The 26,883-nt window shown below is 63.8% G+C and carries 23 protein-coding genes; 10 read left to right on the top strand and 13 right to left on the bottom strand.

What is annotated here, in order from left to right; translation table 11 throughout:
- Nucleotides 1–4 precede the first annotated feature (4 nt).
- The 6 genes from gshB to metK form a co-directional block, all read right to left on the bottom strand.
- Entirely contained in the window at nt 5–952 is a 948-nt protein-coding gene (gene gshB / locus C7H85_RS10365) for a glutathione synthase (protein ID WP_106729630.1), read from the bottom strand.
- Complete coding sequence (rsmE, locus tag C7H85_RS10360) at nt 949–1,680, bottom strand: 16S rRNA (uracil(1498)-N(3))-methyltransferase (protein ID WP_106729629.1); 732 nt, start codon at nt 1,678–1,680, stop codon at nt 949–951. The genes gshB and rsmE overlap by 4 nt, the downstream gene beginning before the upstream one ends.
- Nucleotides 1,658–2,362, bottom strand: a complete 705-nt coding sequence (locus C7H85_RS10355; RefSeq protein ID WP_106729628.1) for an endonuclease — start codon at nt 2,360–2,362, stop codon at nt 1,658–1,660. The genes rsmE and C7H85_RS10355 overlap by 23 nt, the downstream gene beginning before the upstream one ends.
- Before the next feature lie 117 nt (nt 2,363–2,479).
- Complete coding sequence (locus C7H85_RS10350; protein WP_106729627.1) at nt 2,480–2,950, bottom strand: peroxiredoxin; 471 nt, start codon at nt 2,948–2,950, stop codon at nt 2,480–2,482.
- Nucleotides 2,947–3,477 (bottom strand): SprT family zinc-dependent metalloprotease, encoded by a 531-nt coding sequence (locus C7H85_RS10345; protein ID WP_245879638.1) that lies wholly within the window; start codon nt 3,475–3,477, stop codon nt 2,947–2,949. Before C7H85_RS10345 ends, C7H85_RS10350 begins: the two co-directional genes overlap by 4 nt.
- Before the next feature lie 225 nt (nt 3,478–3,702).
- The gene (gene metK / locus C7H85_RS10340) at nt 3,703–4,854 is read right to left on the bottom strand and encodes a methionine adenosyltransferase (RefSeq protein WP_106729626.1); all 1,152 of its coding nucleotides are present in this window, start codon (nt 4,852–4,854) and stop codon (nt 3,703–3,705) included.
- A 295-nt stretch (nt 4,855–5,149) separates the two neighbouring features.
- Here metK and tkt point away from each other — a divergent pair, with 295 nt between their 5' ends.
- The gene (tkt, locus tag C7H85_RS10335; protein WP_106729625.1) at nt 5,150–7,147 is read left to right on the top strand and encodes a transketolase; all 1,998 of its coding nucleotides are present in this window, start codon (nt 5,150–5,152) and stop codon (nt 7,145–7,147) included.
- 427 nt (nt 7,148–7,574) lie between these two features.
- Here tkt and C7H85_RS10330 read toward each other — a convergent pair whose 3' ends face one another.
- Nucleotides 7,575–10,532 carry a sensor domain-containing phosphodiesterase gene (locus C7H85_RS10330; protein WP_106729624.1) on the bottom strand — a complete coding sequence of 986 codons (2,958 nt, stop codon included), beginning with the start codon at nt 10,530–10,532 and terminating at the stop codon, nt 7,575–7,577.
- A gap of 173 nt (nt 10,533–10,705) precedes the next feature.
- Between C7H85_RS10330 and C7H85_RS10325 the strand changes: the two genes are divergently transcribed.
- Nucleotides 10,706–11,128, top strand: a complete 423-nt coding sequence (locus C7H85_RS10325; RefSeq protein WP_106729623.1) for a YeeE/YedE family protein — start codon at nt 10,706–10,708, stop codon at nt 11,126–11,128.
- Nucleotides 11,128–11,571, top strand: a complete 444-nt coding sequence (locus tag C7H85_RS10320; RefSeq protein ID WP_106729680.1) for a DUF6691 family protein — start codon at nt 11,128–11,130, stop codon at nt 11,569–11,571. Before C7H85_RS10325 ends, C7H85_RS10320 begins: the two co-directional genes overlap by 1 nt.
- A gap of 170 nt (nt 11,572–11,741) precedes the next feature.
- Here C7H85_RS10320 and bcp read toward each other — a convergent pair whose 3' ends face one another.
- Together bcp and C7H85_RS10310 are read right to left on the bottom strand one after the other, a co-directional pair.
- The gene (bcp, locus tag C7H85_RS10315; RefSeq protein WP_106729622.1) at nt 11,742–12,209 is read right to left on the bottom strand and encodes a thioredoxin-dependent thiol peroxidase; all 468 of its coding nucleotides are present in this window, start codon (nt 12,207–12,209) and stop codon (nt 11,742–11,744) included.
- 17 nt (nt 12,210–12,226) lie between these two features.
- Complete coding sequence (locus C7H85_RS10310) at nt 12,227–12,754, bottom strand: glycine cleavage system transcriptional repressor (RefSeq protein WP_106729679.1); 528 nt, start codon at nt 12,752–12,754, stop codon at nt 12,227–12,229.
- A gap of 134 nt (nt 12,755–12,888) precedes the next feature.
- Between C7H85_RS10310 and dapA the strand changes: the two genes are divergently transcribed.
- The 3 genes from dapA to C7H85_RS10295 all read left to right on the top strand — a co-directional run bounded on the left by dapA (nt 12,889) and on the right by C7H85_RS10295 (nt 17,380).
- The gene (dapA, locus tag C7H85_RS10305) at nt 12,889–13,776 is read left to right on the top strand and encodes a 4-hydroxy-tetrahydrodipicolinate synthase (RefSeq protein ID WP_106729621.1); all 888 of its coding nucleotides are present in this window, start codon (nt 12,889–12,891) and stop codon (nt 13,774–13,776) included.
- Nucleotides 13,777–13,780: 4 nt separating this feature from the next.
- Nucleotides 13,781–14,776 (top strand): outer membrane protein assembly factor BamC, encoded by a 996-nt coding sequence (gene bamC / locus C7H85_RS10300; protein WP_245879637.1) that lies wholly within the window; start codon nt 13,781–13,783, stop codon nt 14,774–14,776.
- Between the two features lie 255 nt (nt 14,777–15,031).
- Nucleotides 15,032–17,380, top strand: coding sequence for a DNA polymerase II (locus tag C7H85_RS10295; protein ID WP_106729619.1), 2,349 nt, complete (start codon nt 15,032–15,034; stop codon nt 17,378–17,380).
- 42 nt (nt 17,381–17,422) lie between these two features.
- On the opposite strand, the gene C7H85_RS10290 is transcribed toward C7H85_RS10295, so the two are convergent.
- From C7H85_RS10290 to C7H85_RS10275, 4 genes are read right to left on the bottom strand one after another with little or no spacing between them, the layout of a single operon-like run.
- Complete coding sequence (locus C7H85_RS10290) at nt 17,423–17,653, bottom strand: hypothetical protein (RefSeq protein WP_106729618.1); 231 nt, start codon at nt 17,651–17,653, stop codon at nt 17,423–17,425.
- A 3-nt stretch (nt 17,654–17,656) separates the two neighbouring features.
- Complete coding sequence (locus C7H85_RS10285) at nt 17,657–18,331, bottom strand: M15 family metallopeptidase (RefSeq protein WP_106729617.1); 675 nt, start codon at nt 18,329–18,331, stop codon at nt 17,657–17,659.
- Nucleotides 18,328–19,461, bottom strand: coding sequence for a succinyl-diaminopimelate desuccinylase (gene dapE / locus C7H85_RS10280; RefSeq protein ID WP_106729616.1), 1,134 nt, complete (start codon nt 19,459–19,461; stop codon nt 18,328–18,330). Before dapE ends, C7H85_RS10285 begins: the two co-directional genes overlap by 4 nt.
- Before the next feature lie 12 nt (nt 19,462–19,473).
- The gene (locus tag C7H85_RS10275; RefSeq protein WP_106729615.1) at nt 19,474–19,824 is read right to left on the bottom strand and encodes an ArsC family reductase; all 351 of its coding nucleotides are present in this window, start codon (nt 19,822–19,824) and stop codon (nt 19,474–19,476) included.
- A gap of 277 nt (nt 19,825–20,101) precedes the next feature.
- On the opposite strand from C7H85_RS10275, the gene C7H85_RS10270 reads away from it, so the two are divergent.
- The 4 genes from C7H85_RS10270 to C7H85_RS10255 all read left to right on the top strand — a co-directional run bounded on the left by C7H85_RS10270 (nt 20,102) and on the right by C7H85_RS10255 (nt 26,641).
- A complete protein-coding gene (locus tag C7H85_RS10270) occupies nt 20,102–21,187 on the top strand; it encodes a GGDEF domain-containing protein (protein ID WP_106729614.1) in 1,086 nt (361 codons plus the stop codon).
- 115 nt (nt 21,188–21,302) lie between these two features.
- Nucleotides 21,303–23,000: an NAD-dependent malic enzyme gene (locus C7H85_RS10265; protein ID WP_106729613.1), complete on the top strand. Its 1,698-nt coding sequence runs from the start codon at nt 21,303–21,305 to the stop codon at nt 22,998–23,000.
- Nucleotides 23,001–23,250: 250 nt separating this feature from the next.
- A complete protein-coding gene (gene adhE, locus C7H85_RS10260; RefSeq protein ID WP_106729612.1) occupies nt 23,251–25,917 on the top strand; it encodes a bifunctional acetaldehyde-CoA/alcohol dehydrogenase in 2,667 nt (888 codons plus the stop codon).
- 169 nt (nt 25,918–26,086) lie between these two features.
- Entirely contained in the window at nt 26,087–26,641 is a 555-nt protein-coding gene (locus tag C7H85_RS10255) for an NAD/FAD-utilizing enzyme (protein WP_106729611.1), read from the top strand.
- The last annotated feature ends 242 nt before the right edge of the window (nt 26,642–26,883 follow it).

Raw genomic sequence — 26,883 nt, 5'->3', positions numbered from 1 at the left:
AGTGTCAGGATAGCCGCTTTTCGATGGCATCCATCAGCATGCCGGCAATATTCACCGGAAAGGCGGCCTCGATTTCGCGCACACAGGTCGGACTGGTGACGTTCACCTCGGTGAGTTTATCACCGATGATATCGAGCCCGACGAAGATCAGCCCCTTGGCCTTGAGCACCGGGCCCAGGGCCGTGGCGATGCGCCGGTCGCTGTCGCTCAGGGGACGCGCCTCGCCCCGGCCGCCGGCGGCCAGGTTGCCACGGGTTTCGCCGCCCTGGGGTATGCGCGCCAGGCAATAGGGCACCGGTTCGCCATCCACCACCAGCACCCGCTTGTCGCCGTCCTTGATGGCCGGCAGATAGGTTTGCACCATGCAATAGCGGCTGCCGTGTTCGGTCAGGGTTTCGATAATGACCCCCAGGTTGGGATCGTCTTCCTTCACCCGGAAGATGGAGGCGCCGCCCATGCCGTCGAGCGGTTTCATGATGATGTCTTTGTGCTCGGCATGGAAAGCGCGGATATCACTGGCCTTGCGGCTGACCAGGGTAGTCGGGGTGTGCTCGGCAAACCAGGCGGTGTAGAGCTTCTCGTTGGCGTCACGCAGGCTCTGGGGCTTGTTGACGATCAGGGTACCTTCTTCCTCGGCCCGCTCCAGCAGGTAGGTAGCATAGATATATTCGGTGTCGAAGGGCGGATCCTTGCGCATCAGTATCACGTCGAGGCTGCTCAGCGGGCGACGTTCGGACTCGGCCAGGGTGAACCAGCCGTTGGCGTCTTCCTTGACCGAAAGCCGGGCCATCTGGCCGAAGGCTTCGCCCCCGAGCAGGCTGAGATCGCTCATTTCCATGTACCACAGCTCGTAGCCCCGGCGCTGGGCCTCCAGCAGCATGGCGAAGCTGGTATCTTTCTTGATGTTGATGGACTGGATGGGGTCCATCACGATTCCCAATTTGATGGTCATGCAAGATCTCCAAAGCGGCATTGCAGGGCGGTGATGGCGGTCAGGGCCGCGGTTTCGGTTCTCAGTACCCGGGGGCCGAGTAGTATATCGACGAATCCCGAGGCGGCGGCGAGGGCGATTTCATCATCCGACAGGCCGCCTTCGGGGCCTACCAGCAGCCTAACGCCAGCGTCCGGCGGCGGCAAGGTGCCGACGCTGAAATGGGCGCGCGGATGCAGGTTGAGCTTGAGTTCCCGGCTTTCCTCCGCCAGCCAGTGCGAAAGATCCATGGCCGGGCGGATCTCGGGGATGCGGTTGCGGCCGCACTGCTCACAGGCGGCGATGGCGATCTTCTGCCATTGCTGCAATTTTTTCTCCAGTCGCTCGCCGCCGAGCTTGACCCCGCAGCGGCTGGAAAACAGCGGGGTGATCAGGTTCACCCCCAGTTCCACCGATTTCTGGATGGTAAACTCCATCTTCTCCCCCCGACTGACGACCTGACCCAGGTGAAAATGCAGCGGCGACTCGACCTCGGTGGCCCTGAACGCCCCCAGTCGTACCTGTACCGACTTTTTGTCCACTGCGGTGATCTCGGCGTCGTACTGGCCGCCGCTGCCGTCAAACAGCACCAGCGCCTGGCCGGGCTGCATGCGCAGCACCCGGCCCACGTGGTTGGCGCCGTCTTCCGACAGGGCGAGGGTTGCGCCCGGACTCAGCGGCCGGGGCTCATGGATTCGGGGTATACGCATAGTGTTCGCACTGCTCCTTCACAAAGGGGTTGCGGTTGCCCTGTACCTCATTGATGCGATAATCCCGCTCGCATTCCCAGTCGGAGGGCGGGTGCATGCGGTTCCAGGATTCATACAGCTGTAGCTGCTGCCGAGCGATGTGCAGACGATACTCTTGCTGCATGTACAGATAGGTGCGGGCGATGGCGCCACGGCTTTCCGCCGGCGGCTGGGCCCGGCGGCCCTTGAAATCGACCAGCATCTGGCACCGGCCATACTGGCTTGGGGTACCGTTCCACTCGGAAAAGCGGTAATTGGAACGATCGCCGTTTACTTCCCCTACTGCCGGCACCAGGTTGTGCAGATCGCCTTCCATCTGCCTGAACAGCGCGTCGTCGCGGGTGCAGTTCTTGCGCCCGCCGTTTTGCCAGCACTGGCGCTGGTGGCCGAATTCCCAGGCCGGCACTATGTGCTCCCACTCGATGCGGCTGGCCCGTTGCTGCTGCTTGCGCACCCGGTAGCCGCAACTGCCGAGCTCCGGCACCAGTTTTTTGCCTTGCCGGGTGATGTGGCAGCCACAGTAGAAGCTGAGCGGGTAGTCCTGGTAAATCTCGGGAGCCACCCGCTTGGCCTGGCTGAACGACAAAGCGTCGGCATAAGCCAGCCAGGAGCTGAAGCCCAATAGTAAAATCAGATAGCGCACGACTCGTTATTGTTTGGTGATGTTATCGCGGGGCAAGCTTACCATTCGGGGCGGGGCGGGGGAAAGAGCGATGACCGGGAGCCGGGAACAGTCCCGAGCCCCCGATTCCGGCGTGGCTCACACCAGTTTCAGCATGGCCTCGGCGGAAGACAGCTCGAACTGGCCCGGGGCCTCCACCTGCAGGGCGGTCACCACCCCGTCTTCGGCCACCAGGGCGAAGCGCTGGGCGCGCAGGCCGCCGAAGTCGCCGGTGTCCTTGGCGAGTCCCAGCGCCCGGGTAAAGTGGCCGGCGCCGTCGGCCAGCATGGTGATGGCCCCGGCGTTCTGGGCCTGTTGCCAGGCGCGCATCACGAAGGTGTCGTTGACCGACAGGCAGAACAAATCGACGCCCTTGCTCTTGAACTGGTCGGCCAGCACCACGAAACCGGGCAGGTGGGCCTGGGAACAGGTGGGGGTGAAGGCGCCGGGCACGGCGAAAATCACCACCTTCTTGCCGCCGAACAGCTCGGCACTGGTGGCGGTGTGTTTGCCGCCGTCGGTAATAAAGGTGAATTCCTGCTCGGGCAGGCGATCGCCAGTCTTGATCATCGGATTTTCCTCATGGTGGGTGGGGCTAACGACAACAGTTTACCGCAATGTATGCACAGGTACTGCTGCTTGCCGCGCTGGATGCGGTTATGGCGACGTAGGCTCAGCCGGTGCAGGCGACAGCCGCAGCCATAGCTGAAGGTGGGCGCGACCCTGGTGGTATCCAGCCGGTGGCGGGTGTGGGGTTCGAGGCCGAAGATCTCGCGCATCACCCCCCGCCATTCGGAGCCATGGGGCCTGACCTTGCCGTGGCAGTGGAATACCACCAGGTGGGCCACTTCATGGGGCACTATCTCTGTGAGAAAGTCGGCAACATTGTCGGCCAGCAGCACCGGGTTGAAGCGCAGCTCCCCGCGCTCCAGCCAGGCGGAGCCGGCGATGCGGCCGCGCTGATCGAAGCGTACTAGGGGCGCGGGAAAGTCCCGCCCCAGCCGTTGCCCGGCCAGGGCCAGGCACTGCTCGACTCTGTCCCGCACCTGCTGGCACAGGGCGTCACCGGGTTGGTTCATGGCGGTGGGAGAGGACATAGTGGGTAATCAGTCGGCCCTAGGAATACCAGACAGCACCGATGCTGGAAAGGCGGCCAAAGGGAGCCGCTCCACCGGCCGTCGCATGCCATGGATGGCATGTGCGAGCGTACAGGGAGATATTCACCGCGTGTCGGGGGAGTGGGCCCTTTGGCCGACGTTATCAATATCAACAGCCGCCGCTCTTTATAAACAAAGGGGAAGCGCGCGCTTCCCCTCCGGTGGTTACTTGAGGCCGGCCGCGTCGCGCAGCAGCGCCGCCTTGTCGGTGGCTTCCCAGGGGAATTCCTCCCGGCCGAAGTGGCCGTAGGCGGCGGTAGACTGATAGATGGGCTTGTTCAGGTCGAGCATCTCGATCAGGCCGTAGGGGCGCAGGTCGAAGTGCTCTCGTACCAGGGCATCGATCAGTTCTTCCGCCACCTTGCCGGTACCGAAGGTCTCCACGCTGATGGAGGTCGGCTCGGCCACGCCGATGGCGTAGGACACCTGGATCTCGCAGCGGTCGGCCAGGCCGGCGGCGACGATGTTCTTGGCCACGTAGCGGGCGGCGTAGGCGGCGGAGCGGTCCACCTTGGACGGATCCTTGCCGGAGAAGGCGCCGCCGCCGTGGCGGGCCATGCCGCCGTAGGTGTCGACGATGATCTTGCGTCCGGTCAGGCCGCAGTCACCCATGGGGCCGCCGATGATGAACTGACCGGTCGGGTTGATAAAGTATTTGGTTTTGCTGGTCAGCCATTCCGCCGGCAGTACCGGCTTGATGATGTGCTCCATCACCGCTTCGCGCAGGGTGGGCTGATCGATGTCCGGGCTGTGCTGGGTCGAGAGCACCACCGCATCGATGGCCACCGGCTTGCCGTCTTCGTACACGAAGGTCACCTGGGACTTGGCGTCCGGGCGCAGCCAGGACAGCTCCTTGGCCTTGCGCACATGGGCCTGACGTTTGACCAGGCGATGGGCATAGGTGATAGGGGCGGGCATCAGCACTTCGGTCTCGTTGGAGGCGTAGCCGAACATCAGGCCCTGATCGCCGGCGCCCTGTTCCTTTGGATCCTGGCGATCCACGCCCATGGCGATGTCCGGCGACTGCTTGCCGATGGCGTTGAGCACGGCACAACTGTCGCCGTCGAAGCCCATTTCGGAGCTGGTGTAGCCGATGTCGCGCACCGTGTTACGGGCCAGCTCTTCGATATCGACCCAGGCGCTGGTGGAGATCTCGCCGCCCACAATGACCATACCGGTTTTGACATAGGTCTCGCAGGCCACGCGGGCCCTGGGATCCTGCTTGAGGATGGCGTCGAGCACGGCGTCGGAGATCTGGTCGGCAATTTTGTCCGGATGACCTTCGGATACGGACTCGGAGGTAAACAGTCTGGCCATTATGCTTCGGTTTCCTAACTTGAAATGGATTCTGTCTCTGTGCAATACCGGCCAGGTTCGGCGGTATTAACATCTGGATGGCTATTCTAGAGAGCGTCAGGGGGGAATACCAGTAAAAAGTGGTGCCGGTGCGCGAAAGCGGGGCGGCGGGCAGGGCGGCGTCATCGGCTGACCTTACATTTGTTTTTGTTGTGTTCATTTGTTATGGTCAGATTAAATTTGCGCAGCCCCCCCAGTCTTTGGGACAATGCGCCGTCGTTTAACCCTACATGTAGAAACGTTTCAGGAGATGTCGATGCCTTCTCGTCAAGTGCTGGCTAATGCCGTTCGTGCATTAAGTATGGATGCGGTACAGAAAGCCAATTCCGGTCACCCCGGAGCCCCCATGGGCATGGCGGATATCGCCGAAGTGTTGTGGCGTGATTATTTGAAGCACAACCCCACCAACCCCAACTGGGCCGACCGCGACCGTTTCATCCTGTCCAATGGCCACGGCTCCATGCTGCTGTACTCCCTGCTGCACCTGACCGGCTACGATCTGTCCATCGACGATCTCAAGCAATTCCGCCAACTGCATTCCAAGACCCCGGGCCACCCGGAGTACGGCTACGCCCCGGGTGTGGAAACCACCACCGGCCCCCTCGGCCAGGGCATCACCAACGCCGTGGGCATGGCCATCGCCGAAAAGGCCCTGGCCGCCCAGTTCAACCGCCCCGGCCATGAGGTGGTGGATCACCATACCTACACCTTCCTGGGCGACGGCTGCCTGATGGAAGGCATCTCCCACGAGGCCTGCTCCCTGGCGGGCACCCTGGGATTGGGCAAGCTCATCGCTTTCTGGGATGACAACGGCATCTCCATCGACGGTCACGTGGAAGGCTGGTTCAGCGACGACACGCCCAAACGTTTCGAAGCCTACGGCTGGCAGGTGATCGCCGGTGTCGACGGCCACGACAGCGCCGCCGTGGCCGCCGCCATCGACGCCGCCCGCGCCGACACGACCCGCCCGACACTTATCTGCTGCAAGACGGTGATCGGCTTCGGCTCGCCCAACAAGGCCGGCAGCCACGACTGCCACGGCGCCCCCCTGGGTGACGCCGAAATCGCCGCCACCCGCGAGCAGCTGGGCTGGAGCCACGCGCCCTTCGAGATCCCCGCCGATATCTATGGCGAGTGGGACGCCAAGGCCCGGGGCGCTGCCGCCGAGGCCGACTGGAACGAAAAACTGGCCGCCTACACCGCCGCCCACCCGGCGCTGGCCGCCGAATTCAAGCGTCGCGTCAGCGGTGAGCTGCCCGCCGACTGGGCCGCGCAGAGCGCCGATTTCATCAAGACCCTGCAGGCCAACCCGGCCAAGATCGCCACCCGCAAGGCGTCCCAGAACGCCCTGGATGCCTTTGGTGCCATCCTGCCCGAACTGCTCGGCGGCAGCGCCGACCTGGCCCCCTCCAACCTGACCATCCACAAGGGCTCCAGGTCGATCAGCGCGGAAGACGCCTCCGGCAACTACCTGCACTACGGGGTGCGCGAGTTCGGCATGAGCGCCATCATGAACGGCATCGCCCTGCACGGCGGCTTCGTGCCCTACGGCGGCACCTTCCTGATGTTCGTGGAATACGCCCGCAACGCGGTGCGCATGGCGGCCCTGATGAAGCAGCGCTCCATCTTCGTCTACACCCACGACAGCATCGGCCTGGGCGAAGACGGCCCCACCCACCAGCCGGTGGAGCAGATAGCTTCCCTGCGCCTGACTCCCAACATGAGCACCTGGCGCCCCTGCGACCAGGTTGAGTCCGCGGTGGCCTGGAAACACGCCATCGAGCGCAAGGACGGCCCGACCGCCCTCATCTTCTCCCGCCAGAACCTGGGACAGATGGAGCGTACCGAGTCCCAGCTGGCCGACGTGGCCAAGGGCGGTTACGTGCTGAAGGACTGCGCCGGCACCCCCGAGCTCATCATCATCGCCACCGGCTCCGAAGTGGAGCTGGCGATGGCCGCCTGCGAGCAACTGAGCGCCGACGGCCGCGCGGTACGGGTGGTGTCCCTGCCCAGCACCGACCTGTTCGATGCCCAGTCCGCCGACTACAAGGAAAGCGTACTGCCTGCCGCCGTCACCAAACGCCTGGCGGTGGAAGCCGGCATCGCCGACTACTGGTACAAGTACGTGGGCTTCGGTGGCGACATCATCGGCATGCACAGCTTCGGCGAGTCGGCACCGGCCGGCGATCTGTTCAAGCTGTTCGGCTTCCATGTCGACAACGTGGTGGAAAAGGCCAAGGCCCTGCTGGCCTAAGCTTTTCCCCATCCTGTAAAAAAACCGGCTGCTTGCAGCCGGTTTTTTTTGTGCGCCCGGCACGGGCGCGCAGCGCCTTGACGGGGGCTGTTCCGGTGCGCGTGGTGGCGGCCGGATGGCTTGGAGGTGCAAGTCCTCTGTGAGCCCGGTAAGGGGAAACACTAGAGCGCCATATAGTTTAAACATCAAGCGGTCAGGCGTGTGCTATCTGCCACTCTCGTCGGCGGCCAACGACATTTGCAGATTGGCACCTGACTGGTGGAGCGCAGGCGGCCCGCCTGCTTTCCCGCGTAGCGGGAACCCTCGGACGGGCCTGCCACACTACAGGGTTAAAGAGGCTCGCGGCAGAACAGGCATCGCGGGTTGGGCTGTGGCGTCGCCCACCTCGGGCCACCCTCATGCGGGCGGGCCGCCCGCGCCCCAAGAATCATCCCTGTTGTGCCAGCCAGGCCATCAGTTGCGGCTCCGGCATGGGCCGGGCGGCCAGGTAGCCCTGATAGGCCAGGCAGTTCAGCTCGCTCAGGCTGGCCAGCTGTTGCTCGGTCTCGACCCCTTCCGCCACCACCGCCAGTTTGAGTATCACGGCCAGTTCCAGCAGGCAGGCGATGATCGCCTTGTCCTGGGGGCGCGTGTCGATATGCTGGATAAAGGAACGGTCCAGCTTCAGTTCGTCGACCGGCAGCTCGCGCAGGTAGGCGAACGAAGAGTAGCCGGTGCCGAAGTCGTCGATCGACAGGTACACGCCCAGGGCCTTGATCTGCGACATCCGGGTGCGGCTTTCCTGCAGGTTTTCCAGAATGACGCCTTCGGTGACCTCCAGCGTCAGCCTGTTCCTGCAGGCCGGATACTGTTGCAACAGCGCCGAAAGCCTGGCCACAAAATCCGGGCTGTGAAAGTGGCGGGCACTGATATTGACCGATACCCGGCCGGGCAGCGCCTGGCCGGCCGGCCATTGCTGGATACGGCGGCAGCTCTGTTGCAGCACCCAGTCACCAATATCGCAGATCAGCGAGGTTTCCTCGGCCACCGGAATAAAGTGCCCCGGCGGTATCGGGCTTCCGCCGGGGGGATGCCAGCGCAGCAGCACTTCCACCCCCAGCAGTTGGGCGTCACTGACCCGCAGCTGAGGCTGGAAATAAAGCGTCAGCTCCTCGTTCTTCAGTGCCTGCTGCAGGGCATTGGACAACCGCAGCCGCTCCTGGACTTCCTCCGCCATTTCCTGGCTGAAGAACACGTGGCTGCCGGGGGCGATACGCTTGGCCATGTGGTTGGCGGTGTCGGCCTGGCGCATGTACTCCTCCTGGCCCAGGCCGGCGACCGGGAACAGGCTGACCCCCAGGCTGGCACTCAGGTGCAGGCGCAGCTTGTCGAGCTGGAACGGCAGCAGGAACAGCTCGCGCAGGGCATTGGCCAGCTGTTCGGCCCGGGTTTTGGCGGCGCTGTAGCCGTGGCCCAGGTTGGGGCACAGCAGCACGAACTCGTCGCTGGCGATGCGGGCCAGGCTGCTGCCCTCCTGCTGGGCGGCAAAGGCCTTGAGCCGCTCGGCCACCTGGGTCAGCAGTGCGTCGCCGGTGGCGTAGCCGAGGGAATCGTTGATGTTCTTGAAGTCGTCGAGATCCAGCAGCAGCAGGGCGCCGCGGCTCGACTCATGCTCGGCCAGGGCCACCGTATGCTGGATGTGCTCCACCATGAAGCGGCGGTTGTGCAGCCCGGTCAGATCGTCGAAGTAAGCCATCTGCTCGATGCGCTGTTTGTCGGCCTTCTGGCCCGAGATGTCTTCCACGCAGCAGACGTAGTGCACCATGCCCAGCCCGTCGCGGACTTCGGTGATGCGGATGCTGACCGCAAGCTCCTGGCCGTCGGCGCGACGCAGCCGCTGCTCTCCCTGCCAGCGGTGTTTCTGGGCCATGATCTGGATGATGGCATCCACATCGGCGGTGTGCGGGTCTTCGGCCCGGAAACTCAGCGCCGACTTGCCGGTGAGATCGTCGCTGTGATAGCCGCTCATGCTGGCGAAGGCCTGGTTGACCTGCTGGATATGCAGCCGGTTGTCGGTGATAAAGAGCCCTTCCTGGGTTTCAAAGGCGGCGGCGGCCACCATCAGCGCTTCCTGATCCCGGCGGCGCAGCAGTTCGGCGCGCACCCGGGGTTCAAGCTGTTCGAGCAGCGACTGGATGGCGGCGGACTCCGCCAGCGGTTGCCTGAACAGCAGCGCCAGTATGCCCATGGGGCGCTGTGTTTCGTCGCGTAGCGACAGCCCCACGTAGGCCTGCAGGCCTTTTTCCCGCAGCAGGCTATCCTGCGGAAACAGTTCGGCCACCTGTCCCGGATAGACGCAGAGCCGGCTGTCGCCCCGGTGACTGAAGGCGCAGGGGGTGCCGGCCAGGTGGTAGCTGAACGGGGGCTGCAGCCGGCCGTCTTCATAGCAGGACAGTACCCGGACCTGGTCGATCCGCCGCTGCTGCAACCCCACCAGCGCCATGTCGGCCCCGCACAACTGGGCCAGCTGCAGCATCAGCTGATTGAAGAAATCCTGGCCGGTATGCTGGCACAGCAGCGGCATCAGCGCGGCGATGTCGGGCCCGGCCGGGGACGCGGCGGGCGGGGTGGCCGGAGCGCCGAGCAGGGTCGCCAGCCGGCCGGCGATGGCGGACACGAACTGCATGTCCGCCGGTTTGACCGGGGGCCGCGGATGGCTGTATTCCAGGCTGAGCAGTCCCGCCAGGCCCTGTTGCGGTGGCAGCGGCACATCCAGCCGGTGCTGGATGCCGTCGCGGGCCAGGTAGTCGAAGGCGCCGAGCAGGGGCTGCTGGGCGCAATGGCTGTAGCTCAGGCCGCCACGTTGCAGCAGGGTGCGCAGGTAGCGGCGCTCGGCCCGCACCGGGCTCAGGGTGAACGGCAGCCCCTGGCTGTAAAGGGGACGCAGCAACTCTTCCGCTTCGTAATGGCGCCAGAGGATCACCCGGTCCGCCTGCAGCTGGTGGATCAGGGTGTCCATCAGCACCGGCAACTGGCTGGGCCGGGTGTCGTCCTGCCGGGCCCAGTCCTGCTGCAGCCGCCATTCCATTAGCCCCAGCCGGTCATCGTGCTGGACCCGGCTCATGTCGGCACTGAGCAACCAGTGCCCCTGCTCGGCAGGAGCCAGGTGGCATTGCCAGCGGTGGCCTTCTATGGTGAGCCCCAGGCTGGCGGAGCGCCCGGCGGCGCACAGCTGTTCCAGCTGCCGGCGATCGGCGGCGTCGAGCTGGCTGAGCAGGGAGCGGGTGGCGTCGGGCAGGAGGATATCGGCAACAGGCAGCGGCGTCAGTGGATGAAGACGAAATTGGGGGTCCAGCCTGAAGAAACACAAAGAATGCCGGACCCTGTTTAGCGCAGGCAACTGCATGATGCTATCTGTCCTTGTATAAGCGCGCTTGCCGAATGGCGAACATATTGACGGCTGCCGGGGCCATTGTAAACAAGGCCGGGGGTATTGCCGCCGGCTCTTTATATTAGGTATTGCTGAATAATAGAATGGATGTATTATTAGCACATGCTAATTTTAAATGGGGTAGCCCGATGACCATCGTGAACTTTACACCCTGGACGGCCTTGCTGGGCGGTGTGCTGATCGGCGGGGCCGCCCTGCTGCTGCTGATCGTCGGCGGCCGCATCGCCGGCATCAGCGGTATCGTCGCCGGCATTGGCGGCCTGCCCGACAAGGGCTGGCGTCTCGCCTTCGTCGCCGGCCTGGTACTGGTGCCCTTTGTCCTGTTCGGTAGCGGCCTGGCCGAGGCGCCCTCGCTCGATGCCTTCTCCTGGCCGCGCCTGCTCCTGGCCGGCCTGCTGGTGGGCATCGGCACCCGGCTGGGCAATGGTTGCACCAGCGGCCATGGCATCTGCGGCATGGGGCGCTTGTCTCTCCGCTCCATGGTGGCGACCCTGGTGTTTATCGCCGCCGGCATCGCCACCGTCGGCCTGCTCGGTATGGGAGTGTCATGATGTTGATATTGATTGCATTGGCGTCCGGCGCCCTGTTCGGGCTGGGGCTGGTGGTGTCCGGCATGGTGGATCCGGTGAAGGTGCTGGGCTTTCTCAATCTGCTCGGGAACTGGGATCCCAGCCTGCTGCTGGTGATGGGCGGTGCCCTGGCGGTGTTCGGTCCCGGGTATTTTATCTGGCGTCGGGGCCACAGCCGCTGTGTGCTGGGTAGCGAACTGCCCCGGGTGCCGGCACCGACGATCGATACCCGGCTGGTGCTGGGGGCGCTGTTGTTCGGCATCGGCTGGGGCCTGGCGGGACTCTGCCCCGGGCCGGCCATTAGTCTGGCGGGCAGCCTGCAATGGCAGGCCGGGCTTTTTATCGCTGCCATGGTGGCCGGCTTCTGGCTGGTGGGACGCCTGACGGCGGCGGGAAGCACGGCAGCTGGAAGCGGGAAGACGTAAGCTTGAAGCCGATCGCGCCGTCGGTGGATGCCGTGAATGCATCAACCAAATAAAAAGGCTGCGCACCCTTGGCAAGGGGTCCGCAGCCCTTATCATTTGCTTCCAGCTTCCAGCTTCCAGCTTCCAGCTTCCAGCTTCCAGCTTCCAGCTTCCAGCTTCCAGCTTCCAGCTTACGCCTGGTTCAGATAATCCAGCACCACCTGGTGGTGGTCCTTGGTCTTGAACTTGTCGAACACCTTGGCCACCTTGCCCTGTTCATCGAGCAGGAAGCTGATGCGGTGAATGCCGTCATATTCCTTGCCCATGAACTTTTTCGGGCCCCAGACACCGAAGGCGTCGGCCACCGCGTGATCTTCGTCGGACAGCAGGGGAAAATTCAAGCCGTCCTTTTCCTCGAATTTCTTGAGCCGGGCCACCGGATCCGGGCTGATGCCGAGCACCACCACGCCGAGGGCGTCCAGCTCGGCCCGGCTGTCGCGCAGGCCGCAGGCCTGGACCTTGCAGCCCGGGGTCATGGCCTTGGGGTAAAAATAGACCAGGACTTTCTTGCCACCGAAGTCGTTCAGACTGACGGCCTCGCCGTTCTGATCACAAAGGGTAAAGGCCGGGGCCTGGTTGCCTGCTTTCAGATAGGTCATCTGCGGTTTCCTATTGGTTATTTGCGTTTGAGGCGAAAGCGGTGGCGTTCGCATTCCAGCTCGTGGCACAACCGGCCGAAGGTGGCCTGTGCCGCGTCGTCGGCCAGCTGCTCGGGCAGGTTGAGCTGGAAATGGGCCTGGAACAGGCCCGACTCGTCACCGGTCAGGGTCTGGCTCTGCATGGCCTGGATGTCCCAGCCCTGATCGCTGAAGAACTGGGTGCAGCGGTTGACGATGCCCGGCCGGTCGGTCAGCACCATGTCCACATCGGCGCTGAGGGCGTAGCTCGGCTGCACCAGCACCTGGGTGCGCTTCATCATGGTGATCAGCGCCTGGCTCTGGCCGAACAGCGGCAGGGTGGTTTCGAGACGGGTGATCTGGTTCCAGCTTCCGGAGAGCAACAGAATAAAGGTGAATTCGTTGCCGAAGATGCCGAGCCGGCTGTCGACGATGTTGCAACCACAGTCGGTGACATGGCGTGCCACCTCATTCACGATGCCGGCTCTGTTTTCGCCTATGGCAGTCACCACGAGATGATGGGTCATCTGGCTGTCCGAAAAGGTCGGTGTTAAGAGGGAGGCCATGGTAGCACAAATTGATGGTGGCTCCAGCGCCTCTCTTGTATTCCGCAAGGGCCGCCACTACCATAGCGAACACTTGATACCAAACGGAATTTGCCATGTTCAGCGGCAGCATAGTGGCGTTAATCACGCCGATGACGGCGGCGGGGGAAGTCGACTTCACCAGCCTGCGGCGGCTGGTCGACTACCATGTGGCCAGCGGCACCGATGCCATTGCCGCCATGGGCACCACCGGCGAATCGCCGACCCTGTCCACCGCCGAACACCTCGAGGTGGTGCGGGCGGTGGTCGAGTATACCGACGGCCGGGTGCCGGTGATCGGCGGTTGCGGCTCCAACAATACCCGCCAGGCCATCCGCCTGAGCCGGGCGATGGAGCAGATGGGGGTGACCGCGGGCCTTTCGGTGACACCCTACTACAACAAGCCGTCCCAGGCGGCGTTGATGGCCCACTACACCGCGATTACCGAAGCCAGCGCGCTGCCGCAAATCCTCTATAACGTGCCTGGGCGCACCGGCTGCGACCTGTTGCCGGAAACCGTCGGCCGGCTGGCGGAACTTGTGCCGGTGGTCGGTATCAAAGAGGCCAGCGGGCGTCTCGAACGGGTCAGCCAATTGAAAGCGTGCTGCGGTGAGGATTTCCTGCTGTTCAGCGGCGATGATGAGCTGGCGCTTGATTTTGTGCGCCTCGGTGGCCATGGTGTGGTGTCGGTCACCGCCAATGCCGCCGCCGCCGGGATGGCGGCGCTGTTTGCGGCGGCCCTGGCCGGCGACTGGCCGCAGGCGGAGGTCATCAACCGGCGATTGCTGCCGCTGCACCGCGAACTGTTCTGTGATACCAACCCCATACCGGTGAAATGGGCCTGTGCCGAGCTCGGGCTCATCGAGTCACCAATGCCGCGTTTGCCCCTGATCCCCCTGAGTGCTTCGGGGCAGCAGCGGGTAAGGGCGGCGTTACTACAAGCGGAGTTAATAGGGCGTGGATAAAACCTTGAATTCAAAGAAAATGGTAATAGGGCTGCTGGCCCTGGGCGTACTGGCGGGTTGCAGCAACCCGGAAACCCGCACCCAAGCCAACCGGGGCTTCGACTATGAGGATGCCAGCCTGCGTTCGACGCCGCTGCTGATCCCGGCCGGGCTGGAAGCGCCGGCGTTCAATAACGAGTTTGTGGTGCCGATGCTGTCCGACAGCGCCCAGCGCGGGGTCACCGGCAAGGCGCTGGATATCCGCCCGCCCACCCAGGTGCTGCCGCTGGTGCGCGGCTCCGAAGTGATGGAAGACGCCTCCGGCCTGTGGTTTTACCAGCAACGGCTGGAGCAGCCGCTGGAGCAGGAGCTGAGCCAGGCGCTGGAAAGCTTTTTCAGTAACCAGGACGCGGAGTTCCGCCGCGACGACCAGGGCTGGCAGAGCAATGGCCGGCCCATCGGCAATGCCGGCCAGCAATTCCGCTGGCAGCTGGTGCCGGACGCGGTGCGCCGGGCGGTGGCGGTGCAGGTGAGCGCCCTGGGCCGGGAAGGGGCGCTGGCCCAGGATCAGCAACGGGCCGAGGCGTCGATGCTGAATGCCTTCTCGCTGTCTTACCAGCGGGAGCTCGGCCGGCAGCAGAGCCTGCTGGATCGCAGCCCGATCAAGCTGGAGCTGGACGCTCCCCAGGGCCGCCTGCTGGCGGCCGAGGGGTATGACCGCACCTGGAAACGGCTGGCGACCCTGCTGCCGCAGCTCGGCTTCGAGCTGACCAATCGCCAGCAGGCGCTGGGTTACCTGGATGTGACGTTCGACGGCCTCAGTGCCGGTAACTGGCGTGAGCTGGGCCTACCGGCGATGGCGATCCCGGAAGAGGAATACCGTATCCAGCTGGGCGATCTGGGCAACCAGACCAGCATTACCCTGAGCGACAAGGACAAGGCCCCGGTTTCCGGCGAGGTGCTGAGCGATTTCGCCACCACCCTGGGCCAGGCCTTCGAGCGGACCGATCTGATCCGCTGAGGCGGACGTTCGGCTTGCTGACAACGTCCATTACCTGCTTTTTGTCAGGCAGTTCCCTTTGTCGCCGCTGTTTAACCCAGGTCATCTCCGCGAAGGCGGAGATCCATGGCCTATTGCTCCGGACTCCCGCCAGCGCGGGCGTGACCACCGAGAAAGGCAAAGGTTTGTCAGCAGTCGGAAGGGCCGGTCGGCCCTTTTTTATGGCCGCTCTCCGGAACAAGAGGACGCCCCGTGGCGCTCGTTTATAATGCCTCCATGAACGCCATCGAACAGGGTTTTATCCTGACCCGCCACAGCCGGGATCGCCGGGACGGCACCGAGATCGTCTACTGGCTCTGCACCCCGCAGGGACCGGTACGGTTGCTGTTGTCCGGCGAGCGTCCATTGCTGATGGTGCCGGTGCGCGAAGGCGAGCCCTGCCGCGAGGGGCTCGCCCGGGCCGGCATCGCCTGCGAGTGGGCCGAGCCCGGCCTGCAGAGCTTCGACCACCAGTCGGTGGCGGTGCTTTACTTTCCGACCATAGCGGCGCACCGGGCGGCGGCACAGTGGCTGGGTGCCCAGGGCGTCACCGTGCTGGAAGACGATCTGCGGTTGCATGAGCGTTTTCTGATCAGCCGCTTCATCCGCGGCGCCGTGGAGTTTGTCGGGCAGGGCCGGCAGCAGGCCGGCTACCGCCAGTTTACCCGGGTCCGGCTCAGGCCCGGCCACTGGCAGCCCCGCTTCCGCGTGCTGTCGCTCGATATCGAATGCTCGGCCCGGGGCGAACTCTATTCCATCGGCCTCTACGGAGAGCGGCTGGCGCGGGTGCTGATGATCGGCCAGCCCGAGCCGGCCGATACCGACATCCGCTGGCTGGAGGACGAGGTGGCCCTGCTCAGGGCGCTGGAGCAGGAGCTCGGCGACCACGATCCGGATCTGCTTATCGGCTGGAATCTGGTCGGCTTCGACTTGAAGCTGATCCTGCAGCGGGCGGCGCTGCATGGTCTGCAGCTGCGACTGGGACGGGGCGGTGAGGGCGCTTTCCTGCGTGAGCAGAGCCAGACCGGGCAGGTGTTCGTCACCCTGCCCGGGCGGGTGGCCATCGACGGCATCGACGCGCTCAAGACCGCCTGTTACCAGTTCGACAGCTTCAGCCTGGAGCATGTGGCCCAGGCGCTGTTGGGCCGGGGCAAGCAGACCGAGGACGTGGCCAACCGGCTGGCGGCCATCCAGCGCGACTTTTGCCACAACAAGCCGAAACTCGCCGCCTACAACCTGGAAGATTGCCGGCTGGTGTGGGACATCTTCGAGCACACCCGGCTGCTCGACTTCCTGCGCCTGCGCAGCCAGCTCACCGGCCTGGAGCTGGACCGGGTGGGCGGCTCGGTGGCGGCCTTCACCCAGGTCTACCTGCCCCACCTGCACCGGGCCGGTTTCGTGGCGCCCAACCTGCCCGCCGGCGGCGGCCTGGCCAGCCCCGGCGGCTATGTGATGGACTCGCGCCCGGGGTTGTACCGCCACGTGCTGGTGCTGGACTTCAAGAGCCTGTATCCCTCCATCATCCGCACCTTCAAGATAGATCCCCTCGGCCTGGTGCTGGGCCTGCAGGAAGAGGACGCCATCCCCGGCTTTCGCGGCGGTCGCTTCTCCCGCCGCCACCATTTCCTGCCGGACATCATCGAAGGGTTGTGGCGGGAGCGGGATCAGGCCAAGCGGGAGCGGGACGGCCCCCGCTCCCAGGCCATCAAGATCCTGATGAACTCCTTCTACGGGGTGCTGGGCTCGGGGGGCTGCCGCTTCTACGATACCCGGCTGGCGTCGTCCATCACCCTGCGCGGCCACGAGATCATGCAGCAGAGCGCCCGCTGGATAGAAGGCGAGGGCCATGAGGTGATCTACGGCGACACCGACTCGGTGTTCGTGCTGCTGGAAGGGGAGCACGACGAGGCCTCGGCCAGCCGGGAGGGACGGCGGCTGGCGGCGCGGGTCAACGACGGCTGGCGGGAGCAACTGGCCGGGGAGCTGCAACTCGAGAGCTTCCTCGAACTGCAGTTCGAGAGCTATTTCGCCCGCTTTCTGATGCCCACCATCCGCGGCCGGGAGCAGGGTTCGAAGAAGCGCTACGCTGGCTTGCGACTCAGAAACGGTGAAGGCGAACTGGTGTTCAAGGGCATGGAAACGGTGCGCTCCGACTGGACGCCCCTGGCCCAGCAGTTCCAGACCGAACTGTACCGGCTGGTGTTCGCGGACCGGGATCCCAGCGACTTCATCCGTCAGACCCTGGCCCGGACCCTGGCCGGCGAGCGGGACGCGGATCTGGTCTATCGCAAGCGGTTACGCCGGCCCCTGGCCCAGTATGTTAAATCACAACCACCCCAGGTGCGGGCGGCGCGGCTGGCCGATGAGCACAACGCCCGGCGGGGCTTGCCGTTGCGCTACCAGCACAAGGGGGTGATCCGCTACCTGATCACGGTCAACGGTCCTGAGCCGGAGGAGTATCGACGGTCGGCCATCGACTATCAGCACTATATCGACCGCCAGCTGAAGCCGGTGGCCGACGCCATCTTGCCCTTTGCGGGCCTGAGTTTCGATGCCTTGAGCGGAAAGCAACTGGGGTTGTTTTAACGAGCCAGTGAACATGGAGTGGGACTGGATAATCCCCGGCCTCTATTTCTTGTTCTTGTCTGTATCCTTGTCATCGGGATGGTAGCTGCCCGGGGGCACACCCCAGTCGTCGTCCTTCTTGCGTTCTTCTTCCTCGTCGTCCCAGTCGCGCAGTTTCATCTTGTCGCGATTTTTCTTCACGACTTTTTCAATCTGCTTGGTGTCCTTGAGGGCGCTGACGAAAATGCCGACCAGAAACAGCAGGGGCAGGGCAATCCAGAGCCAGATGCTCATGGTTCAATCCTCGGTAATGTTGCGGATATAACGGGCGAAAATCTCGTCCAGTAACTTAAGGATATGCGTTTTTCCGGCCACCGGCCGGGCTTTGATGGCCTCGGCCACCAGGGCCGGGGTCAGGGCTGCGGCGCAGGCCCCGGCGAGGGGCCGGTAGCTCAGGTGCCAGGGCTCCACCGCCACGCCGCCGGTGTCCCGGCGAAAGGGGCGGAAAAAACCGAAGTGGGCCATGTTGGCGTCCAGCCACCGACTGAGCGGGTAGAAATAGCCGCCCTCGTCATATTCCCAGGGCTCCAGCCGCAGCGTGCCACCGACGGGCAACAGGGCGGGATCGTAGACATCCAGATCCGTGCCCCAGTGATGTCGGCTGGTGCCGGGCAGGGCGCTCCAGTGCAGTATGGCACGGATGCGTTCCGGCTCGGCCAGGGCCAGGGCGTCCAGCGGCTGGCTGTCCGCATCCAGCAGCGGGCGGCTGCCCTCGAATTTGCCGTTCCAGATAAGCATCTGCCGCTCGAAACCGCGAAAGCTCGAGGCCGGTGCCAGGGTAAAACCCGCCCCGGCGGCGGCCGCCTGCAGGGCGGCGAAGGCCGCCGCCGCTTCTGGCTGCAGCCGGTGACCCGGCTCGGCCAGGGCCACCAGATGCTCCTCGGTCAGGCCGAGCAGAGCCTCGGGGGTCATGCCAGCAGGCGCTCCAGTATGCCCTGATACATGTCGGTGAGTTGCTCCAGATCGGCTATTTTCACGCACTCGTTGAGCTTGTGGATGGTGGCGTTGACCGGGCCGAGCTCGATCACCTGGGCGCCGGTCTGGGCGATGAAACGGCCGTCGGAGGTGCCGCCGGTGGTGAGCAGCGCCGGCGCCTGGTGGCGCACCGCCTGCACCGCCGCCACCGTGGCCGCCAGCAGATCGCCCTGGTCGGTGAGGAAGGGCTTGCCGTTGAGCAGCCAACTGATGTCGTAGTCCAGGCCGTGGGCGTCGAGCACGCTGTGCACCTTGGCCTGGATCTTGGCCTGGTCCAGCTCGGTGCTGAAACGGAAGTTGAACTGCACCTGCATCTCGCCGGGGATCACGTTGGAGGCGCCGGTGCCGGCTTGGATGTTGGCGATCTGGAAGCTGGTGGGCGGGAAGAACTCGTTGCCCCTGTCCCAGACGGTGTTGGCCAGTTCCGCCAGGGCTGGGGCGGCCTTGTGCACCGGGTTGTCGGCCAGGTGCGGATAGGCCACGTGGCCCTGCACGCCCTTGACGGTGAGAGAGCCGGTGAGCGAGCCACGGCGGCCGTTCTTGACCACGTCGCCCACCTCGCTGGTGGAGGAAGGCTCGCCCACCAGGCACCAGGTGATCTTCTCGTTGCGCGCTTCCAGGGTGTCCACCACCCGGGTGGTGCCGTTGATGAAGGGGCCTTCCTCGTCGCTGGTGATCAGGAAGGCGATGGAGCCCTGGTGATCCGGGTGTTCGGCGATAAAGCGTTCGGTGGCCACCACCATGGCGGCGAGCGAGCCCTTCATGTCGGCCGCGCCCCGGCCGTGCAGGTAGCCGTCGATCTCGGTGGCCTCGAAGGGCGGGGTGTGCCACTTGTCGAGCGGACCGGGCGGTACCACGTCGGTGTGGCCGGCGAAGCAGAACAGCGGGCCTGCGCTGCCCCGGCGGGCCCACAGGTTGGTGGTGTCCTCGAATACCATGGTTTCGAGTTTAAAGCCCAGGGCTTTGAGGCGTGCGCCCATCAGTTCCTGGCAGCCTTCGTCTTCGGGAGTGACCGAAGGGCGGTTGATCAGATCCCTGGTCAGGGCCAGCACGGCGGAGTCAGTCATTGTTATCCTTTATTACTTGTTGAATAAGCGCGAGTAGAGCTCGGCATTAAAGCCCAGGTGCAGCTGGCCATCGAGCTCCAGCAGGGGGCGTTTGATCATGGCCGGGGAGGACAACAGCCGGGCGGCGGCGGTATCCGGCCCCAGGCTGGCCTTGTCGGCGTCCGACAGGGCCCGGTAAGTGGTGCCGCGCTTGTTGACCAGCTGTTCCCAGCCGAGAACCGCGAGCCAGCGGGCGAGTTCGACCGGGTCCAGGCCGTCGGCCCTGTGGTCGACGAAGCGGTAATCGATGGCGTGCTGTTCCAGCCACTTGCGAGCTTTCTTGACGGTATCGCAGTTCTTGATGCCGTAGAGGGTGATGGTCATGAGCGTGTCCTGTGATTGTATGGCCGGGATTTTGGCACTTAAGCCCCGGGCCTGCAACCGGCCGGCCGCCCCGCTCATCCGCCAAAATTAAGCCAGGTCAAGGATTTCCCTCTCAGACCAAAATACACTGGCGCATCATCCGGGCTTTGGGTAGTGTTAGCGTTTTTAAAATTCCCGTCGCAGCCGCAAACAAGGCCCGCCCTCAGGCGCGCGTCCGGCGTTACCCGTGGCACTTTATTCAGTTCGCCGTTCAACAATAAAGAAAAAGGGGAAAGGGTTGGAACTCAAGGAATACTGGAGCGATAGCTATCACTCCCGCGATTTTAAACTCACCCGCATCGGTTTTGTCGCCATTCGTTTTCGCTGGCTGGTCGCCCTGTTGATCATCGGCATCGCCGGCTGGGTGGCGGTCGACTGGTGGGTGCTGGATCCGGCGCACTTCAAGCTATTGTGGAAAGTCAGATTGATTACCGGCGTCATGCTGACCCCGCTGTTGCCGCTCAGCTACCTGTGCAAGCTCAATCGTCGCTGGATGATACTGTCCATCTATTCCCTGCTGGGCATACTGCTGACCTTCAACCTGGTCAGCCTGTGGAGCTTTCGCGACGGCGCCGAGATCCCGGTCGGCTTTATCGCCTTTCCCTATTTCCTGCTGGCATTGCTGGGCGTATTGCCGTTGCCGGTGCGCTCCGGCCTGCGGGTGGCGGCCGTCATTACCCTGGCCACCCTGGCCACCGATTACTGGCTGGATTCGCGCAGCCTGAGCAACGGCGATCTGATCGACCGGGTCTGGCTGCTGCTCAGCTTCAGCTTGGCGATGATCTGGGTGCAGGCCGGCCAGCTGCGCATGTTGCTCGACCTGTACCGGGAGTCGACCCGGGATCCCCTGACCCGGCTGATGAACCGCCGGCTGTTTGTGCGCCAGCTCGAGGACGTGCGCCACCACAGCGGGGTGGACCGGCCCTATACCCTGATCCTGATGGACCTGGATCGCTTCAAGCGTATCAACGACGATCACGGCCACCTGATGGGCGACGAGGTGCTGGTGAGCGTGGCCAACACCATCATGGACATCTTCGGACCGGAGGCGGTGGTGGCCCGCTACGGCGGCGAGGAATTCATGGTGCTGCTGCCTCATACCGGCCTGGAGCAGGGCCAGCGTCAGGCGGAAACCCTGCGGTTGGCGGTGGAGTCCCAGCCGGTGGAAAGCCCACTGGGGGAGGGGGAAGTGACGGTCACCATCAGTGCCGGGGTAGTGGAGGGCGACCATACCAGCGAACTGCAGGCGTTGCTGCGCCAGGCCGACGAGGCCCTGTACACGGCCAAGAGCCACGGCCGCAACTGCGTGGTGGCGCAGAGATAACCGGTGCGCTCCGCCGGTGGTGGTTTGGGACCGGGGCTTGGCTTATACTGCGGCAAGCCCCCTCAACCCTAACCATAAATCCCCCCTCAGGGACTAAAACAAAGCGAGATGTCTTATGCCGAAAGAGCATCAGGAAAAACGTGCCCTCTATGTGCCTTATGCCGGCCCCGCCCTGCTCGAAACTCCCCTGCTGAACAAAGGTAGCGCCTTCAACAAGGCCGAGCGGATCGCGTTCAACCTGGACGGATTACTGCCCCATAATATAGAAACCATCGAAGAGCAGGTATCCCGCGCCTATAAACAATACACCGCCTTCCAGAACGACCTCGACAAACACATCTACCTGCGCAATATCCAGGACACCAACGAAACCCTGTTCTACCGGCTGGTGGAAGATCATCTGAGCACCATGATGCCGATCATCTACACCCCGACCGTGGGCCAGGCCTGCGAAGAGTTTTCCAACATCTATCGCCGGGCCCGGGGCCTGTTCATCTCCTACCCGGACCGGGACCGTATCGACGATATCCTGCAAAACGCCACCAAGCGCAACGTCAAAGTCATCGTGGTGACCGACGGCGAGCGTATCCTCGGCCTGGGCGACCAGGGCATCGGCGGCATGGGCATTCCTATCGGCAAGCTGTCGCTCTATACCGCCTGTGGCGGCATCTCGCCGGCCTACACCCTGCCGGTGGTGCTGGACGCGGGCACCAACAATCCCCAATTGCTGAAGGATCCCATGTACATGGGCTGGCGCAATCCGCGGGTCACCGGCGAGGAGTACGAGCAGTTCGTCGATGCCTTCATCAAGGCGGTGAAGCGCCGCTGGCCCAACGTGCTGCTGCAGTTCGAGGACTTCGCCCAGAAGAATGCCATGCCGCTGCTCAACCGCTACAAGGACGAGCTGTGCTGCTTCAACGACGACATCCAGGGCACCGCCGCGGTGACCCTGGGCTCGCTGATCGCCGCCTGTGAAGCCAGCGGCAGCAAGCTGTCCGAGAAGAAGGTCGCTTTCCTCGGCTCCGGCTCCGCCGGCTGCGGCATCGCCGAGCAGATAGTGGCGCAGATGAAGGCCGAGGGCCTGAGCGATGCCAAGGCCCGAGAGCGGGTATTCATGGTGGACCGCTTCGGCCTTATCACCGACAACATGCCCAACCTGGTCGACTTCCAGCGCCCGCTGGCCCAGTCGCTGGAGAGCATCAAGGACTGGCAGGTGTCGGGCGAGAACATCTCCCTGCTGGAAGTGATGCAGAACGCCAGGCCCGACATCCTGATCGGCGTGTCCGGCCAGCCGGGGCTGTTCACCGAAGAGGTGATCAAGACCATGCACGCCCACTGCCCGCGGCCCATCATCTTCCCGCTGTCCAATCCCACCTCCCGGGTCGAAGCCACCCCGGAAGACATCATCAATTGGACCGATGGCCAGGCCCTGGTGGCCACCGGCAGTCCCTTTGCGCCGGTGGAGTACAAGGGCAAGCTGTATGAAATCGCCCAGTGCAACAACTCCTACATCTTCCCCGGCATCGGCCTCGGCGTGCTGGCCTGTGGCGCCAAACGGGTAACCGATGCCATGTTGATGTCCTCCAGCCGGGCGCTGGCGGCCTGCTCGCCCCTGGCCCAAGACGGTGAAGGCGCCCTGCTGCCGCCGCTTGGCGAAATCCAGCAGGTAAGCAAGCAGATCGCCAAGATGGTGGCCAAGACCGCCCAGTTGCAGGGCCAGGCGCTGCAGATCTCCGATGCGGCGCTGGATGAGGCGATAGAAGCCAATTTCTGGCAGCCGGAATACCGCAAGTACCGCCGGGTTTCCTTCTAAGGTAGCGCGGGTTCGGTGACACAAGGCATGCTTCGGCATGCCTTGTTATTTTCCTACATGAATTCCTGATTAATCGTCTAATTTTCTCTTTCCCTGTGATTATGTAATTAAATTACGTTTCTGGGTGAAATGCTGATCCGGATCAATACCCACTAAAGGGTATCTCTTACACTGGTATCAAATCTTTGGTTAAGCCCCCGAGGCTCAGGTTTTAGCCAAGGTTTTTTATTTTCGAGTGAGGAGTATCCCTATGGTCGTTTCAACCCTGCAAGAGCTGGACACCCTGGTGGCCCGCGTCAAGGCCGCCCAACACCGCTACGCCGGCTTCAGCCAGGAACAGGTGGACAAAATCTTCCGCGCCGCGGCCCTGGCCGCCAACCATGCCCGTATTCCGCTGGCCCAGCAGGCGGTGGCCGAGACCGGCATGGGCCTGGTGGAAGACAAGGTGATCAAGAACCATTTCGCCTCCGAGTACATCTACAACAAGTACAAGGACGAGCGCACCTGCGGCGTGCTGGAGGAAGACAGCGACTTCGGCACCATTACCATCGCCGAGCCGGTGGGTCTGATCTGCGGCATCGTGCCCACCACCAACCCGACTTCCACCGCCATCTTCAAGGCGCTGATCGCGCTCAAGACCCGTAACGGCATCATCTTTTCGCCCCATCCCCGGGCCAAGGGCGCCACCTGCGAGGCCGCCCGCCTGGTACTGCAGGCGGCGGTCGAGGCGGGGGCACCGCGCGATATTATCGGCTGGGTAGACAGCCCCTCGGTGGCGTTGTCCAACCACCTGATGCAGCATCCGGACATCAACCTGATCCTGGCCACCGGCGGTCCCGGCATGGTGAAGGCGGCCTATTCCTCCGGCAAGCCGGCCATCGGCGTGGGGGCGGGCAATACCCCGGTGGTGATCGACGAGTCCGCCGACATCAAGCGGGCGGTGGCGTCCATTGTGATGTCCAAGACCTTCGACAACGGCGTGGTCTGTGCCTCCGAGCAGGCGGTGATCGTGCTGGACGAGGTCTATGACCAGGTCAAGGCCCGCTTCCAGAGCCACGGTGGCTATGTGCTGCCGAGTGCCGACGCCGACAAGGTGCGGGCGGTGATCTTGAAGAACGGTGCCCTTAACGCCGATATCGTCGGCCAGCCGGCCCAGGCCATCGCGGCCATGGCGGGGGTCGCGGTGCCGGCCGATACCCGTATCCTGATCGGTGAAGGGCTGGCCATCGGCCACGATGAGCCCTTCGCCCACGAGAAGCTGTCACCGACGCTGGGCATGTTCCGCGCCCGCGATTTCGCCCAGGCCCTGGACATGGCGGAGCAGATGGTGATCCTGGGCGGCATCGGCCATACCTCCACCCTCTATACCGATCAGGATCTCAACGCCGAGCGTATTCGCCTGTTCGGTGACCGTATGAAGACCGCCCGCATCCTGGTCAATACCCCGGCTTCCCACGGTGGCATCGGCGATCTGTACAACTTCAAGCTGGCCCCGTCCCTGACCCTGGGCTGCGGCTCCTGGGGCGGCAACTCCATCTCGGAGAACGTGGGACCCAAACACCTGATCAACCGTAAAGTCGTGGCCAAGAGGGCGGAAAACATGCTGTGGCACAAGCTTCCCAAGTCCATCTATTTCCGCCGGGGCTGCCTGGCCGAGGCATTGACCGATCTGAGTGGCAAACGCCGGGCCATGGTGGTGACCGACGCCTTCCTGTTCAACAACGGTTACGCCGACAAAGTCGGTCGCCAACTCAAGGCCCAGGGCATGGAAGTGGAAGTCTTTCATGAAGTGGAAGCGGATCCGACCCTGACCACGGTACGCAAGGGTGCCGAGCGCATGCTGCACTTCCAGCCCGACGTCATCGTCGCCCTGGGCGGTGGTTCCCCGATGGATGCGGCCAAGATCATGTGGGTGATGTACGAGCATCCCGACACCCACTTCGAAGAGCTGTCCATGCGCTTCATGGATATCCGCAAGCGCATCTACCGCTTCCCGAAAATGGGCGCCAAGGCCGCCATGGTGTGCATCCCCACCACCTCGGGCACCGGCTCGGAAGTGACCCCCTTCGCGGTGGTCACCGACGACCAGACCGGCATCAAGTACCCGCTGGCGGACTACGAACTGACTCCGGACATGGCCGTCATCGATGCGGATCTAGTGATGAACCTGCCCAAGTCCCTGACCGCCTTCGGCGGCCTGGACGCGGTCACCCATGCCCTGGAAGCCTATGTGTCGGTGCTGGCCAACGAGTATGCCGATGGCCAGGCGCTGCAGGCCCTGACCCTGCTGAAGAATTACCTGCCGGCGGCCTATCACAAGGGAGCCCAGGATCCGCAGGCGCGGGAAAAGGTGCACAACGGCGCCACCCTGGCCGGCGTGGCCTTCGCCCAGTCCTTCCTCGGGGTTTGCCACTCCATGGCCCACAAGCTTGGCGCCGAGTTCCACCTGCCCCATGGCCTGGCCAACGCCCTGCTGATCAGCAACGTCATTCGCTACAACGCCAATGACAACCCGACCAAGCAGACCGCCTTCAGCCAGTACGACCGGCCCCAGGCCAAGTGCCGCTACGGCGAGGTGGCGGTGCACCTGGGCCTGGCATCACCTGCCGACGGCGGCAGTGCCAAGGTGGAGAAACTGGTGGCCTGGCTGGACAGCCTGAAGGCCGAGCTGGGAGTTCCGGCTTCCATCCGCGACGCCGGGGTCAACGAGGCCGACTTCCTGGCCAAGCTTGACGAGCTGGCCATCGCCGCCTTCGACGATCAGTGCACCGGCGCCAACCCGCGCTACCCGCTGATCACCGAGCTCAGGCAACTGCTGCACGACAGCTTCTACGGCCTGGCCTACCAGGAAGGGGTGGAACACGAGCCGAAAGCCGGGAAGAACAATGTGAAAAAACTGAAGGCCAAAGCCGGCTGAGTACGGCCATGGACCCGAATTTCCAACGCCGGCGCACGCCGGCGTTTTGTCGTGGTTCGCTCCGGTAAGGTGGGCGGTGCGGGTCATAACGGCCTTGCTTATACTATTAACATGGCGATCGGAACTGGTGGGAGGTGCACGGCCATCCTCACCGAATGGGGAGGCAGTCATGAAACGGTATTACTATCTCAGCGACGACCTGGATGATCTGGAGGCCGTCGAACAGGAACTGGAGGAGGGCGGCGTGACCCAGCCGCAGATCCATGTTCTCAGCGAGCAGGATGGCGAGGTGGAGCGGCACCGGCTGCATGAGGTGGAGCCGGTACTGAAGCAGGACGTGGTGCATTCCACCGAACTGGGTGCCCTCATCGGGGTAGTGGCCGCGGCGCTGGTGCTGCTGGTCAGTTACTTCTCCGGTATGACGACCAGCGTCGGCTGGACGCCCTTCGTGTTTCTGGCGATAGTGGCGCTGGGCTTTTGCACCTGGGAAGGCGGCATGTTCGGCATCCAGCAACCCCACCGGGCGTTTCGCAAGTACCGGGGCGAGCTGAATGCGGGGCGACATCTGTTCTTCGTCGACGTCGAGCCGGCCCAGGAGGCGGTACTGGCCCGGGTGGTGGGAGCCCATCCCCGGCTGGAGGCGGCCGGAACCGGCGCGTCAACCCCGCGCTGGGTCATCCGGTTGCAGAACAAGTGGAAAGCCTTTATCCATACCATGCCCTGATCGGCGCCGGCCATCGGATGGACGCTGGGCCGGTTCGGTGGTAAAAACCGGCCTGACGGGGTTGAAAAGCGCTATTTATGCCTCATATTGCCCAACAGTCGCCGACTGCCGCTCGACGCTGGTTTTTTGCCTCGCTATAATGCCGCGTCTTTTTACCATGAAGGCCATGGGCCTTCGCCAGGATTCAAGGAGCAGCTGGGCTGCTTCCCATACATCACAGGGTCAGCACAAAGGTGCTGAAG

Origin of the sequence: Zobellella endophytica, assembly GCF_003012775.1 — a bacterium.
GTDB classification, from domain to species: Bacteria; Pseudomonadota; Gammaproteobacteria; order Enterobacterales; family Aeromonadaceae; genus Oceanimonas; species Oceanimonas endophytica.
Note: the sequence above shows the minus strand (reverse complement) of the source record. Positions and strands in the feature narration are given on the sequence as shown.